This is a genomic window from Sphaerisporangium sp. TRM90804, assembly GCF_029846175.1.
Lineage (GTDB): Bacteria > Actinomycetota > Actinomycetes > Streptosporangiales > Streptosporangiaceae > Sphaerisporangium.
This window is the reverse complement of record NZ_JARWAC010000019.1, coordinates 93,826-106,501: the sequence shown is the minus strand read 5'-3', so window position 1 is coordinate 106,501 and position 12,676 is coordinate 93,826. Positions and strand designations below refer to the sequence as shown.

The following is a 12,676-nucleotide window of genomic DNA, read 5'->3' as shown; positions in this document are numbered from 1 at the left end:
GCCTGGCGCACGGGGCCGCTCACCGGAGCCTGACCCGGGGGTCGATGACGGCGTACAGCACGTCCACCAGGATGGTGAGCGTGACGATCGCGAACGCCCCCACCAGCGTGACGCCGAGCAGCATCGGCAGGTCGGTGTTCTGCACCGCGCGCACGGCCAGCTCGCCTATGCCGTGCAGCGTGAACGTCTGCTCGGTGATGATCGCGCCGCCGAGCAGGGTGGCGAGGTCGACGCCGAATATGGTGACGATCGGGATCATCGCCCCGCGCCAGGCGAACCGCAGGAACACCGTGCGGCCCGACATGCCCTTGGCGCGGGCGGTGCGCACGTAGTCCTCGGCGAGCTGCTCGATCATGACCGAGCGGGTCATGCGGGTGTAGTTGGCGGTGAAGATGATCGACAGCACCAGCCAGGGGATCAGCAGGTGGACGAACCAGCGTCCCGGATCCTCGGTGATCGGCACGTACGCCGGGCGGGGGAGCAGACCGAGGGTGTCCACGGCGAAGAACACCAGCAGGGGCCCGACGAAGTAGATCTGCAGCGAGGCGCCGATCACCGAGGAGGCGCTGGCGATCTTGTCGAGCGGGCGTCCCTGCTGCCAGGCGGCGATCATGCCGGTGACCACGCCGAACGTCAGCAGCACCACGGCCGCGCCGAACGTCACCGAGAGCGTGACGGGAAGGCGGTCGAGGATGGCGGAGAACACCGGCTCGCGGGTCGCGAAGGAGTAGCCGAGGCACGGCGCCGCGCACTCGCCGAACTGCGGGAGGTCGCGGCCGGTGAAGACGCCGGCCAGCCAGTGCCAGTACTGGACGAACAGCGGGTCGTCCATGCCGAGGTTGTGCCTGATGAGGGCCAGGTTCTGCGGGGGGCAGATCTTCCCGCAGAAGGCTCGCGCGGGGTCGCGGGGGACGGCGTAGAACAGGACGAACGTCACCACGCTGATGATCACCATGATCATCGCGGCGCCGGCGACCCGGCGGAGGAAGAACCGCACCATCGACTCGGGCATCTCCTGCTGCTGGCGGGACCATCGGACGGGGAGGGCCGCCGGCCGGGCGCGGGCCCGGCCGGCGGCGCGCGGTCACTTGACGTACACGTTCAGCGGGTACTGCAGGCCGGTCATCGGGTCGAACTCCACCCCGCCCAGGCCCGAGCCGTACAGCCCGAAGTAGGTGCGGTAGTACTCGGGCACGACGGCCGCCTGCTCCATGATCTTGCGGTCGAGCGCGGCCCAGGCCTTGCCGGCCTCGACGGGGTCGGTGATCGCGTTGGCGGCGTCGATGCCGGCGTTGATCTCCGGCACGTTCAGGTGGCTGTAGTTGGTGGCGTTGTCGGCGATCAGCCGTCCGTCGAAGAGCGGCTGGATGGCCGTCGAGCCGGTCGGCCAGTCGGCGGCCCAGCCGCCCCAGTAGACGTCGAACCCGTTGTCCACCGGGCCGATGGCGTCGTAGTAGGTGCCCGCGTTGAGCGGCTTGGCCACGACCTTGAAGCCGGCCTTGGTCAGCGCCTCCCTGATCGCGACGGTGACCTTCTCCTGGGTGGGCGTCTGGTTGTAGGCGTACACGATCGTGGGGTTGGGCTGCCCGGCCTCCTTCAGCAGCGCCTTCGCGGCCTCGGGGTCGCCGGTCGGCTTGGCCAGCGTGCCGTACAGGTCGAAGGCCTCGTAGCCGATGACCGTCGGGCTCAGCACCGTGGTGGCGATCTTCCCGGAGTTGGCCTCGCCGCCGTGGACGAGCTGGATCTGCTTGGCCGGCCAGGCCTTGATGATCGCCTGGCGCACCTTCACATCGGTGATCCGCTTGGTGTTGATGTTGTAGAACGTCGTGTACGGCGTGAGGCCGCGCACCGATCGCGCCATGGCCGAGGGGTCGCCCACCACCTCCTGCACCCGCTCGGGGGAGAGCGGGTTGTGGAACGTCATCGTGGTCCTGTCGGCCCCCGAGTCGGCCAGGAAGCGGTCGGTGGAGTTCTGCGCCTGGACGCCGAACTCCATGTGCCACCTGTCGGGGAAGGCGTTGCGGATCGGGTCGGTCGCGGGGTCCCAGTGCGGGTTGCGGTCCAGCTCCATCGACTTGTCGGTCACCCGGCTCGCGATCTTGTAGGGACCGGAGGAGAAGGGCTTCCTGTCGTACCTCTCCTTGGTGTCCTGGGCCTTGGGCACCGCGCCGTAGCCGGTCATGGCCACGGTGAAGTTGAAGTCGGGGTGCGGCGCCGTGAGGGTGAAGACGACGGTCCTGTCGTCGGGGGTCTTGATCGCGTCCAGCGACATGCCGTCGTACGGCCCCTCGTACGCCTTGCGGTAGTCGCCCTCGACCAGCCACTGCTGGACGTAGGTCGGCCCCTCGGTGATGAAGGGCGCGTACAGGCGCTCGAAGCTGTGCCGGATGTCAGCCGAGGTGATCGGCGTGCCGTCCTGCCACTTCAGCCCCTCCTTGAGGGTGAACTTCCATGTCCTGCCGCCGTCGGTCGTGGTGCCGGTGTCGGTGGCGAGGTCGCCGACCAGCGTGAGGCGGCCGTTCTCCTGCCGGTATCCGGTGAGCTGCCGGGTGAACAGCAGGGACACGGTGGACAGGTAGTTCACGTAGACGCGCCCCGGGTCGAGGTGTGAGAAGTCGTCACGGTCGATCATGGTGACGGTGCCGCCGCGCTTCGAGCCGGGAACGGCCGGGGCCGGGCCGCGGGACTCCTCCGCGCCGCCCACCGTGATGGCGCTCACCGCCTTGTTCTCCTGCGCCTGGACGGGCGTGCCGCCGGCCGAGGCGACGGGCCCCCCGCCGCCGCCCTTGGCGCATCCGGCCAGCGCGAGCGCGCCTGCCATGAGCAGCGCCGCCGCGGCGGCGCTCCTGCGTGAAGATCTCATATGGCCCTTCCAGGTGGTGATCCCGCCGTTCCCGGCCGCGGGGCCGGCGGGGGTGGTGCGGCTCATCGCCGGGACTTGGGGTCGAAGGCGTCCCTGAGGGAGTCCCCTAGCAGGTTGAAGGCGACAACGAAGATCACGATGGAGACGCCGGGGAACACCAGGTAGGTGATGTCCTGGCGGTAGACGCTCGCGCCCACCAGGAACATGCGCCCCCAGTCGGGGGTGGGCTCGGTCATGCCGACGCCGAGGAACCCGAGCCCCGCCTCGGCCCCGACGTACAGCGGCAGGGCCAGCGTCGACTGGATGATGATCGGCGTCCAGAGGTTGGGCAGCAGCTCCTTGAACACGATGCGCAACGGCGAGGCGCCGGTGACCCTCGCGGCCTCGACGAACTCGCGCTCGCGCAGCGACAGCACCTGCGCGCGCAGCAGGCGCGAGATCGTCGTCCAGCCGAGCACGGTCAGCACGACGCAGATGGAGACGTAGCGCAGCCAGACCGGGGTCTCCTCCTCGGGCGAGACGAAGGCGGTCTCGACGACGGGCAGCAGGACGATGAGGAAGAGCTGCGCGGGGAACGCCAGCAGAGTGTCGACGACCCGCCCGATGACGTAGTCGGTCCTGCCGCCGGCGTACCCCGCCCAGATGCCCATCACGACGCCGATGACCATGGTGGCGACCGTCACCACCAGCGCGATCGACAGGGAGGTGCGGATTCCGTACACGAGCTGGGTGAACACGTCGCGGCCGAGCCCCGGCTCCAGGCCGAACCAGAACTCCGCGCTCATGCCGCCGTTGGGCCCGACCGGGTAGCCGTACTCGTTGAGCAGGCCCGGCTCGTTCTGCCCGTAGGTGGTGTACGGGTCTTTGCCGTAGAGCCGGGAGATCACCGGGGCGAGGAGCGCGACCAGGAAGAAGAACGCGACGACGCACGCGGCGGCCACCCCGGTGCGGTCGCGCCGGAACCGGCGCCACATGAGCTGGGCGGGCGACCGGCCGGTCACGGCGGCGCCGGGGGCGCCCGCCGCCGGCGCGCCGCCGGGGGGCGGGCCGGTCGCGGTCGCGGCCTGGGAGGGGGGAGTCATCGTGCGGGTGCCACCAAGATCGATCGCGGGGTAATCTTGACCTGAGGGAACCTTGGCAATTTATTACCCGATGGTCAACGTCCGCGCCTCATCGTTCACACGATTTCGACGTTCGTTGCGCGATATCGATGATGTCGTGCCCATAACCGGATTGACCTGCGGCGATTGCTGAGGCGGCGTCCTGTTCGGCGGGAATTGCGGGGTGTCACGATTCCGTGACCCAAGCATGACGCGACTACGACGCATTTACCGTGTTATTCCCGGAATCCGCAATCCGGTGGGCCGCCCCGGCCCGACGGCCAGAGGTGATCCGCTCTTCCGCGAGCTCGCCCGCGGCCGGCGCCGGCGGCCACGGGGCCGTTCCGCCCCGCCCCATCAGCCACGCGAGTGTTCGGCCGTACGTCGAGCCCGCCTGTTCCGTCAGTCCCCACCGGCCCGCGCGCCCCTTCGCGGCACCGCCGCCGTGGCCGCCCGCGTGCCGCCTGGCGATCGCGCCACGGCCCGGCCGTCCGGCGCGTGGGACGGCCGAAGACGGTCGCCCGAGGGTGGGGCAACCCCTGTCTTGCGGCGGCAAGTGCCTGGTCAAGGTAAGGGGGTGTGGGGTTACGTCCTCTTTGCCGGGCGTGGCACACTGAAGACAGAGCAGCGTGCTCCGGGGTCGGTGCAATTCCGAACCGGCGGTGACAGTCCGCGACCCGGCCGAAACCATCGGCCGGTTGACCCGGTGGAAATCCGGGACCGACGGTGAAAGTCCGGATGGGAGGAAGCGCGCGAGCGTCCGGCGACCCGTCGCCGGACGCCGAGTGGTGCGTTCGCCGTACCCGTTCACCCCGGGGCCCGCCGTGGCAGGAAAGCTACTGGCGAGTAGGAGGGGTCGGATGGGCCGGACTCACGCCGCCGCGCGCCGCGCGGCCGAGCGTTCGACGCCTCACGGCGGATCTCCCGGTGACCGTGCCCCGCGATCCCTGCGCGCCTTCGCTTCCCGCCGACCCCCGGAAGACGGGCGAATCATCCCGGGTCGATGCCTCGCAGAGGTTCCGATCCGGTTCGCGCCCCGGCTCCTCGCCCCACAGGCACCGCACAAGGAGCGTTGATGTTCACAGGAATCGTCGAGGAGCTCGGAGAGCTCGCCGATGTGGAGGCGCTGAACGACGCGGCGCGCTTCCGCGTACGCGGGAAGACCGTCACCGCCGGCGCACTTCACGGCGAGTCGATCGCCGTCAACGGCGTCTGCCTGACCGTCGCGGACGTCGACGGCGACGTGTTCACCGCCGACGTGATGAAGGAGACCCTCGACCGCACCGCCCTCGGCTCCCTCAGGCCGGGCGCGCGAGTCAACCTCGAACGCGCCGTCCGCGCCGACCAGCGCCTCGGCGGCCACATCGTCCAGGGCCACGTCGACGGAACCGGCGTCGTGGTCTCCCGAGAGCCCGCCGAGCACTGGGAGGTCGTCCGCGTCTCCCTGCCGGCGGCGCTCGACCGCTACGTGGTCGAGAAGGGCTCGATCGCCGTCGACGGCGTCAGCCTCACCGTGTTCGCGGTGGCCGGCGGGACGTTCTCCGTCAGCCTCATCCCCACCACCCTCCAGCTCACCACGCTCGGGCTCAGGCAGCCGGGCGACCCGGTGAACCTGGAGGTCGACGTGATCGCCAAGTACGTGGAGAAGCTCACCGCCGCGCACCGCACGGACGTCGCGTCATGAGCTGGACCGAAGCCGGCTTCACCCTGCTCGGCCAGCACGTGCTGTGGATCGACCTGGTGGGCAACGTCCTGGCGCTCGCCACCGTGTGGCTGGCCATCAGGCGCACCATCTGGACCTGGCCGGTGCAGCTGACCGGGTCGGTCCTGCTGTTCGTCGCGTCCGTGCAGGCGCACATCACCGGCAACGCGCTGAAGCAGGCGATGTTCGGCGCGCTGGCGGTGTACGGGTGGTGGCGCTGGACGCGCGGCACGCGCGGCGGCAACGACCTGACCGTACGGCCGGGCACGACCCGCGAGCGGGTGGCGCTGGTCGCGGTGATGGCCGTCGCCACGGCGCTGGTCGCCCTGTTCTTCACCGTCACCGGCTGGTCTTGGGCGCCGCTTCCCGACGCCTACATCTTCGTCGGCAGCGCCGTCGCCACCTACGCCCAGGGCAGGGCGCTGATCGACTTCTGGTGGATCTGGGTGGCGGTCGACGTCGTCGGGGTCCCCCTGGCGTTCCAGTCGGGGCTGGTGGTGTCCGGTGTGGTGTACGCAATCTTCTTCGTGATGGTCCTGCTCGGATATCGAGAGTGGCGGCGGCAGTACGCCCGCCGGCCGGAGGTGGTAGCAGCATGAGCGACATCAGGCTCGACCCGATAGAGCGGGCGATCGAAGACATCCGCCTGGGACGGCCCGTCGTGGTGGTCGACGACGAGGACCGCGAGAACGAGGGTGACATCATCTTCGCGGCGTCCAAGGCGACCCCCGAGCTCCTGGCGTTCACCGTCCGGTACACCAGCGGGGTCATCTGCGTGCCCATGCAGGGCGAGCAGCTCGACCGCCTGGGGCTGCCGCTGATGGTCAACGAGAACCGCGAGCGGCTGCGCACGGCGTACACGATCAGCGTGGACGCCAAGGACGGCGTCACCACCGGCATCTCGGCCGCCGACCGGGCCAGGACGATCCGCGCGCTGGCCGACTCGGCCACCGAGCCGTTCGACCTGGTGCGCCCCGGGCACATCTTCCCGCTGCGCTACCGCGACGGCGGCGTGCTCGTGCGCCGCGGCCACACCGAGGCGGCGGTCGACCTCGCCCGCATGGCCGGGCTGACCCCGGCCGGGGTGCTCGCCGAGATCGTCAACGACGACGGCACGATGACCCGCCTGCCGCACCTGCGGCTGTTCGCCGACGAGCACGGCCTCGCGCTGGTCTCCATCGAGCAGCTCGTGGAGTACCGCCGCCGCACCGAGCGGGTCGTGACCCGGGTCGCGGTGACCGACATCCCCAACAAGTACGGCATGTGGCGCGCGTACGGCTACGCCAGCGGCATCGACGGCGGCGAGCACGTCGCCCTGGTCTACGGGGACGTCGGCGGCGGGGAGAACATCCTGGTCCGCGCGCACTCGGAGTGCCTGACCGGGGACGTGCTGGGTTCGCTGCGCTGCGACTGCGGGGTGCAGCTCGACCACGCCATGCGCACGGTGGCCGCCGAGGGCCGGGGCGTGGTCGTCTACCTGCGCGGCCACGAGGGGCGCGGCATCGGCCTGCTGGCCAAGCTGCGGGCCTACAGTCTCCAGGACGGCGGCGTCGACACCGTCGACGCCAACGTCGAGCTGGGCCTGCCCGTCGACGCCCGCGAGTTCTCCAACGCCGGCCAGATGCTGGCCGACCTCGGGGTGAAGTCGGTGCGCGTGCTCACCAACAACCCGGCCAAGCTGCGCGGCCTGGACGGGTACGGCATCAGGGTGCTCGGCCGCGAGGCCATGCCGGTGGCCGCCAACGAGCACAATCTGCGGTACCTCCAGGCCAAGCGCGACCGGCTCGGCCACCAGATCGACGGAATGGGGATGGACGGCGTGCAGGACGGGGCGCAGGACGGCGTGCAGGAAGGTGTGGAGCTGGTGCGGGAGGGGTCCCGGTGAGCGGCGAGGGAAGGCCGCAGGCCCCCACCCTGGTCGCCGAGGGGATGACCGTGGGCATCGTCGCGGCGCGGTGGCACGACGACATCGTCGACCAGATGGTGGCCCGCGCCGAGCGGGCGGCCGAGGAGTGCCGCGCCACCTCCGTCACGGTGCGGGTGGCCGGCTCGCTGGAGATCCCCGTGGTGGCGCAGGCGCTGGCCCGCCGGTGCGACGCCGTGGTGGCGCTCGGCGCGGTGATCCGGGGGGGCACGGCCCACTTCGAGTACGTGTGCGATTCGGTCACCGACGGACTGACCCGGGTGTCCCTGGACGAGTCGACCCCCGTGGGCAACGGGGTGCTGACATGTGACAACCTTGATCAGGCGATCGACCGGGCGGGCCTGCCCGGCAGCAGTGAGGACAAGGGCTACGAGGCCACGGTCGCGGCCATCGAGACAGCGCTGGTCCTGCGTGAACTGAAGGGATGAGCCATTGGCGCGCCGATCCACCCGCCGCCCCCGAAGGAGGGGTCGCCGTGTTTGACGGCGAGACCCCGCCGGCCCTGCCGGTGGTCTGGCGGCCCCGGCGCGCGAGGATGCTCGCCTACGGCTTCGCGGCCGTGATGGTTGTGGGCTCGATCCTGCTGGCCGTCGTGCTGCCGCCGCCGTTCAAGGTGCCCGACCGCATCGGCGTGGTGGTCTTCGGCTTCGCGGTCGCCGGCATCCTGCACATGCTCGGGCGCCTGCGGGTGCAGGCCGACGAGCGGGGCGTGACGGTCGTCAACGCCGTGCGCGTCCACCGCTACGAGTGGGCCGAGGTGCTGGGCGTGGCCCTGCCCGAGGGCGAGCCGTGGCCCCGGCTCGACCTCGCCGACGGCTCCAGCGTCGGCGCGATGGGCATCCAGGGCGCCGAGAAGGAACGCTCCCGCAGGGCCGTGGCCGAGCTGCGCGCCCTCATCCACCACTACGGCGAGGCCCCCGACCGCAGGTGACCCCGGGGCCCGCGAAGCCCCCGGGCCCCCTGCGGTGCCGGGACGCCTGAGGCGCCCCGGCCGTGGTGGCGGGGCGCCGTGAACGCGGTGCCGGGACGCTTAAGACCCCCGCCAATGGTGGCGGGGACGCCGTGAATCCGATGCGGGGACGCCTGAGGCGCCCCGGCCGTGGTGGCGGGGCGCCGTGGCCGAGGGGCCGGTGCGCCTGACGGGCGGTGCCGGGTGCCTCAGCGCCCCGGTGCGGCGCCCGCGAGCCTCGGGGAGGAGCCGTTGGCGCCGTTGCCCGCGGTGGCGTGGGCGGCCGTCTGGCCGCGGTCGAGCAGGCCGCGGCGGCGCAGCTCGGGGAACACCCCCTCGCCGAACCAGTAGGCCTCCTCCAGGTGCGGGTAGCCCGACAGGACGAACTCCGACACGCCCTGCGCGGCGTAGGTCTCGATGAGGTCGGCGACCTCCGCGTGGCTGCCCACCAGCGCGGTGCCTGCCCCGCCGCGCACCAGCCCGACCCCGGCCCACAGGCCCGGGTAGACCTCCAGGTCGCGCACGCCGCCGCCGTCGCGCCGGTAGCCCTCGTTGAGGGCCAGCATGCGCTTCTGCCCGACCGAGTCGCTGCGGCCGAGCGCCTGGGCCGCGCTGCGGACGTCGGCCGGGTCGATCGCCTCCAGCAGGCGCGCGGCCTCGGCCCACGCCTGCTCGGAGGTGTCGCGGGAGATGACGTGCAGCCGGATGCCGTAGCGCAGCGTCCGCCCCTCGTCGGCCGCCAGCCCGGCCATCCAGTCGATCTTGTCGGCCACCTGGCCGGGCGGCTCGCCCCACGTCAGGTAGGTCTGGACGTGCCGCGCGGCGACCGGCCCGGCCGCGGCCGAGGAGCCGCCGAAGTAAAGGTCGGGCAGCGGGTCGGGCGGCTGGGAGACGGTCGCGCCCTCCACCTCGTAGTACTGCCCGGAGAAGTCGTACGGCGTGCCGCTCCACGCGCCGCGCACGATGGACAGGAACTCGCCGGTGCGGGCGTAGCGCTCGTCCTTGTCCAGGTGGTCGCCGAAGCGCCGCTGCTCGACGCCCTCGCCGCCGGTGACGATGTTGAGCAGCAGCCGCCCGCCGGAGATGCGCTGGTAGGTGGCCGCCATCTGCGCCGCCAGGGTGGGGGAGACGAAACCGGGCCGGAAGGCGACCAGGAACTTCAGCTTGGTCGTCTCCCGGGTCAGGGCGGCGGTGACCAGCCACGCGTCCTCGCACCAGGTGCCGGTCGGGGTGAGCACGGCCTCGAATCCGAGCTGCTCGGCCGAGCGGGCGATCTGGGCCAGGTAGTCGATCGACGGCGGGCGGAACGCGGTCGCGGACGAGCGGCCGTGCCCGCCCTTGAGCCCGTGCCCGCCGCCGAAGACCGAGCGCCCGTCGCCCGTCGTGGGCAGGAACCAGTGGAACCTCAGGGTCATGGTCAGGTGTCCTTCTTGACGAGGTCGTTGAACCGGCGGTCCGCGAAGTCGGCGAACGTGATCCTCCCCGGGAGCAGCCCCTCCGCCGAGAAGGCGTCCGCCATCTCCTGCTCGGAGGCCACCAGGGCGTCGTCGATCTGGACCGGCGTGGTGGTGCGGTTGGCGGCGGCCGCCAGCGTGACCTCCCCGGGCAGGCCCGTCTCCTGCGACCAGACCCGCGCCCACTCCTTCTGGTGGGTGTTGGCCCAGATCTTGGCGCGCTGCAGGCGGGCGATGTAGTCCCGGATGGCGGCGGCCTTGCCGGAGTCGGCGAGCGCCTCCTGCCCGGCCACCTGGAAGTTGTAGCCGTTGACGTAGCCGTCGCCGTCCAGCAGGAGCTTCGCCTGGTTCGAGAGGCGGGCCTGCGAGGTGTAGGGGTCCCAGATGGCCCAGGCGTCCAGGCGCCCGGAGCTGAACGCCGCCAGGGCGTCGGCCGGTTGCAGGTAGTTGACGGTGATGTCGTCGAAGGAGAGGTTCTCCTTCTTCAGCACCGCGAGCAGGTGGTAGTGCGCCGAGCTGCCCTTGGCCACGGCGATCCGCTTCCCCTTGAGCTGGGCGGGGGCCGTGATGGGCGATCCGGGCGGCACGACGACGGCCTGGCCGTGGACGCTCTGCCGGTCGGCCGCCACCACCGCGATCTTCGAACGGGCCGCCGCCGCGAAGATCGGCGGGGTGTTGCCCACCCCGCCGATGTCGACGCCGCCGGCGTTGACGGCCTCCAGTAGCGGGGGGCCTGAGGTGAACTGGGCCCAGGTGATCTCGTAGGGCAGCCCGTCCAGCTCGCCGGCGGCCCGCAGGAGCACCTGGGAGCCGGCTTTCTGGTCGCCGACCCGCAGGGTCACCCGCGACGGCTCGCCCGCCGCCCCGGCCGGCGCGGCGCTCTGCGCGCCGCCCCCGCAGGCGGCCAGGGCCGCGGCCAGGCCGGCCGCCCCGAGTATCCGCGCGAGCTTGGCGATCATCGTGGTGCCTCCGGCGGCGTGCCGGTCGCGGCGGTCATGGGTTCTCTTCCTCCAGGGTCACGCCGAGGGCGGCGAGCAGGCGGTCTCGCAGGGAGACCAGTTCGGGGTGGTCGCGGTGGCGGGGACGGGGCGCGCCGATCGCCGCCTCGTGGTCGATGCGGCCCTCGTCGAGCACCAGCACGCGGTCGGCGAGCAGCAGGGCCTCGTCGACGTCGTGGGTGACCAGCAGGACGGCCGGGCGGTGCGCCGCCCACAGCCGCAGGACGAGCTGGTGCACGGTGATGCGGGTGAGCGCGTCCAGCGCGCTGAACGGCTCGTCGAGCAGCAGCAGCGCGGGCTCGCGCACCAGGGCGCGCGCCAGGCTGGCCCGCTGCGCCTCGCCGCCCGACAGCGTCAGCGGCCAGGCGCCGGCCCGCTCGGTCAGGCCGACCTCGGCGAGCGCGCGTGCCGCACGCTCCTCGACGTCCGGGCCGGTGAGCCCGAGGGCGACGTTGGCGCCGACGCGCTTCCACGGCACCAGCCGTGGCTCCTGGAACGCGACCGACACCGACCCGGTGACGTCCAGCTCTCCCCGGACGTCGCGGTCCAGGCCGGCCAGGGCGCGCAGCAGCGTGGACTTGCCCGAACCGCTGCGCCCGAGCAGGGCGATGAACTCGCCGCCCCGGACGTCCAGGTCGAGCCCGGAGAGCACGGTGCGTTCGCCGAACCTCTTGGTCAGGCCCCGCACCCCGGCTACTCGCTGAGAAACCCGCGCCGCCATGACAGCGCCCTCCGTTCCAGAAGCCGCACGACGGCGTCGGTGATCAGGCCCAGCGCGCTGTACACCAGCAGTCCCACCACGATGACGTCCGTGCGCAGGAACTCGCGGGCGTCGTTGATCATGAAGCCGAGGCCGGCGTCGGCGTTGACCTGCTCGGCCACGATGAGGGCCAGCCAGGCCACGCCGAGGCTCTGCCGGAGCCCGACGAGGGTCTGGGGGAGCGCGCCGGGCAGCACGATGTGGCGGATCAGCCCGGCGCGCCCGAGCTTGAGCGTGGTGCCGAGCTCGGCGAGCCTGCCGTCCACGTTGCGGATGCCGGCGAAGGTGTTCAGGTAGAGCGGGAAGGACACCGCGAGCGCCACCAGGGTGACCTTGGGAGTCTCGCCGATGCCGAACCACAGGATGAACAGCGGGATGAGCCCGAAGAACGGCAGGGCGCGCAGCATCTGCATGATCGGGTCGACCGCGCTCTCGCCGGCGCGGCTCAGGCCGGCCGCCAGGGCCAGCAACACCCCCGCGGCCCCTCCCAGGGCGAACCCGGCGGCGACCCGCTGGAGCGAGACGGCGATGGCGGTGGGCAGCGTGCCGTCGGAGACCAGCTCGACGGCGGTGGCGGCGATCGTGGTGGGCGCGGCCAGCAGCCGGTCGGGCAGCAGCCCGGTGGCGCTGGCCACCTGCCACAGGGCGAGCGCCGCGAGCGGGCTCACCCAGCGCTTCCCCGCCGCCGAGCCGCGCGGCGCGCGGGCGGGCCGGCGCCGCGCCGGATGCTCCCGCGACCGCGTGGAGTCGAGCGGCACCGCCTCGCCCGCCGTCTGAAGGCTGAGAGGGGGTGAGGTCATCAAGCCACCTCGCACGGTTCGTCATGGGCCATGTGGACGCAGCATTACCTACATTTCCTACTAGGTCAATAGGTAATAACCTCCTGAGGGGGTGCTTCACCCGCCCCCGCCCCGACCGCGCGTCTC

12 protein-coding genes and 1 riboswitch are annotated in these 12,676 nt (G+C 71.9%); of the genes, 5 read left to right on the top strand and 7 right to left on the bottom strand.

Going from position 1 to position 12,676, the window contains the following annotated elements; translation table 11 throughout:
* Positions 1-19 precede the first annotated feature (19 nt).
* The 3 genes from PYR91_RS24750 to PYR91_RS24740 all read right to left on the bottom strand — a co-directional run bounded on the left by PYR91_RS24750 (position 20) and on the right by PYR91_RS24740 (position 3,945).
* On the bottom strand, positions 20-1,012 hold the full coding sequence (locus PYR91_RS24750) for an ABC transporter permease (RefSeq protein ID WP_279783302.1): 993 nt from the start codon (positions 1,010-1,012) through the stop codon (positions 20-22).
* Between the two features lie 72 nt (positions 1,013-1,084).
* Positions 1,085-2,929: an ABC transporter substrate-binding protein gene (locus PYR91_RS24745; RefSeq protein WP_279783300.1), complete on the bottom strand. Its 1,845-nt coding sequence runs from the start codon at positions 2,927-2,929 to the stop codon at positions 1,085-1,087.
* Positions 2,926-3,945 (bottom strand): ABC transporter permease, encoded by a 1,020-nt coding sequence (locus tag PYR91_RS24740; protein ID WP_279783298.1) that lies wholly within the window; start codon positions 3,943-3,945, stop codon positions 2,926-2,928. Before PYR91_RS24740 ends, PYR91_RS24745 begins: the two co-directional genes overlap by 4 nt.
* Positions 3,946-4,588: 643 nt before the next feature.
* Positions 4,589-4,719, top strand: a riboswitch (FMN riboswitch).
* Positions 4,720-5,038: 319 nt separating this feature from the next.
* Between PYR91_RS24740 and PYR91_RS24735 the strand changes: the two genes are divergently transcribed.
* From PYR91_RS24735 to PYR91_RS24715, 5 genes are read left to right on the top strand one after another with little or no spacing between them, the layout of a single operon-like run.
* Positions 5,039-5,647: a riboflavin synthase gene (locus PYR91_RS24735; protein ID WP_279783296.1), complete on the top strand. Its 609-nt coding sequence runs from the start codon at positions 5,039-5,041 to the stop codon at positions 5,645-5,647.
* Positions 5,644-6,264: a nicotinamide riboside transporter PnuC gene (gene pnuC / locus PYR91_RS24730; protein ID WP_279783294.1), complete on the top strand. Its 621-nt coding sequence runs from the start codon at positions 5,644-5,646 to the stop codon at positions 6,262-6,264. The genes PYR91_RS24735 and pnuC overlap by 4 nt, the downstream gene beginning before the upstream one ends.
* Positions 6,261-7,550: a bifunctional 3,4-dihydroxy-2-butanone-4-phosphate synthase/GTP cyclohydrolase II gene (locus tag PYR91_RS24725; RefSeq protein ID WP_279783292.1), complete on the top strand. Its 1,290-nt coding sequence runs from the start codon at positions 6,261-6,263 to the stop codon at positions 7,548-7,550. The genes pnuC and PYR91_RS24725 overlap by 4 nt, the downstream gene beginning before the upstream one ends.
* On the top strand, positions 7,547-8,017 hold the full coding sequence (gene ribH, locus PYR91_RS24720) for a 6,7-dimethyl-8-ribityllumazine synthase (RefSeq protein WP_279783290.1): 471 nt from the start codon (positions 7,547-7,549) through the stop codon (positions 8,015-8,017). The genes PYR91_RS24725 and ribH overlap by 4 nt, the downstream gene beginning before the upstream one ends.
* Positions 8,018-8,064: 47 nt before the next feature.
* Entirely contained in the window at positions 8,065-8,520 is a 456-nt protein-coding gene (locus PYR91_RS24715) for a PH domain-containing protein (protein ID WP_279783288.1), read from the top strand.
* Between the two features lie 227 nt (positions 8,521-8,747).
* On the opposite strand, the gene PYR91_RS24710 is transcribed toward PYR91_RS24715, so the two are convergent.
* Genes PYR91_RS24710 through PYR91_RS24695 form a run of 4 tightly spaced genes read right to left on the bottom strand, consistent with a single transcriptional unit; the run spans position 8,748 to position 12,550 of the window.
* Positions 8,748-9,953: an LLM class flavin-dependent oxidoreductase gene (locus PYR91_RS24710; RefSeq protein WP_279783286.1), complete on the bottom strand. Its 1,206-nt coding sequence runs from the start codon at positions 9,951-9,953 to the stop codon at positions 8,748-8,750.
* Positions 9,954-9,955: 2 nt separating this feature from the next.
* Positions 9,956-10,951, bottom strand: a complete 996-nt coding sequence (locus PYR91_RS24705; RefSeq protein ID WP_279783284.1) for an ABC transporter substrate-binding protein — start codon at positions 10,949-10,951, stop codon at positions 9,956-9,958.
* Between the two features lie 34 nt (positions 10,952-10,985).
* Entirely contained in the window at positions 10,986-11,711 is a 726-nt protein-coding gene (locus tag PYR91_RS24700) for an ABC transporter ATP-binding protein (protein ID WP_279783282.1), read from the bottom strand.
* On the bottom strand, positions 11,684-12,550 hold the full coding sequence (locus PYR91_RS24695) for an ABC transporter permease (protein WP_279783280.1): 867 nt from the start codon (positions 12,548-12,550) through the stop codon (positions 11,684-11,686). The genes PYR91_RS24700 and PYR91_RS24695 overlap by 28 nt, the downstream gene beginning before the upstream one ends.
* Positions 12,551-12,676 lie beyond the last annotated feature (126 nt).

Bases quoted from the DNA above. Each gene is read 5' to 3' on its own strand.
- PYR91_RS24750 (WP_279783302.1), bottom strand. From the start codon at position 1,012: ATGCCCGAGTCGATGGTGCGGTTCTTCCTCCGCCGGGTCGCCGGCGCC.
- PYR91_RS24745 (WP_279783300.1), bottom strand. From the start codon at position 2,929: ATGAGCCGCACCACCCCCGCCGGCCCCGCGGCCGGGAACGGCGGGATC.
- PYR91_RS24740 (WP_279783298.1), bottom strand. From the start codon at position 3,945: ATGACTCCCCCCTCCCAGGCCGCGACCGCGACCGGCCCGCCCCCCGGC.
- PYR91_RS24735 (WP_279783296.1), top strand. From the start codon at position 5,039: ATGTTCACAGGAATCGTCGAGGAGCTCGGAGAGCTCGCCGATGTGGAG.
- pnuC (WP_279783294.1), top strand. From the start codon at position 5,644: ATGAGCTGGACCGAAGCCGGCTTCACCCTGCTCGGCCAGCACGTGCTG.
- PYR91_RS24725 (WP_279783292.1), top strand. From the start codon at position 6,261: ATGAGCGACATCAGGCTCGACCCGATAGAGCGGGCGATCGAAGACATC.
- PYR91_RS24710 (WP_279783286.1), bottom strand. From the start codon at position 9,953: ATGACCCTGAGGTTCCACTGGTTCCTGCCCACGACGGGCGACGGGCGC.
- PYR91_RS24705 (WP_279783284.1), bottom strand. From the start codon at position 10,951: ATGATCGCCAAGCTCGCGCGGATACTCGGGGCGGCCGGCCTGGCCGCG.
- PYR91_RS24700 (WP_279783282.1), bottom strand. From the start codon at position 11,711: ATGGCGGCGCGGGTTTCTCAGCGAGTAGCCGGGGTGCGGGGCCTGACC.
- PYR91_RS24695 (WP_279783280.1), bottom strand. From the start codon at position 12,550: ATGACCTCACCCCCTCTCAGCCTTCAGACGGCGGGCGAGGCGGTGCCG.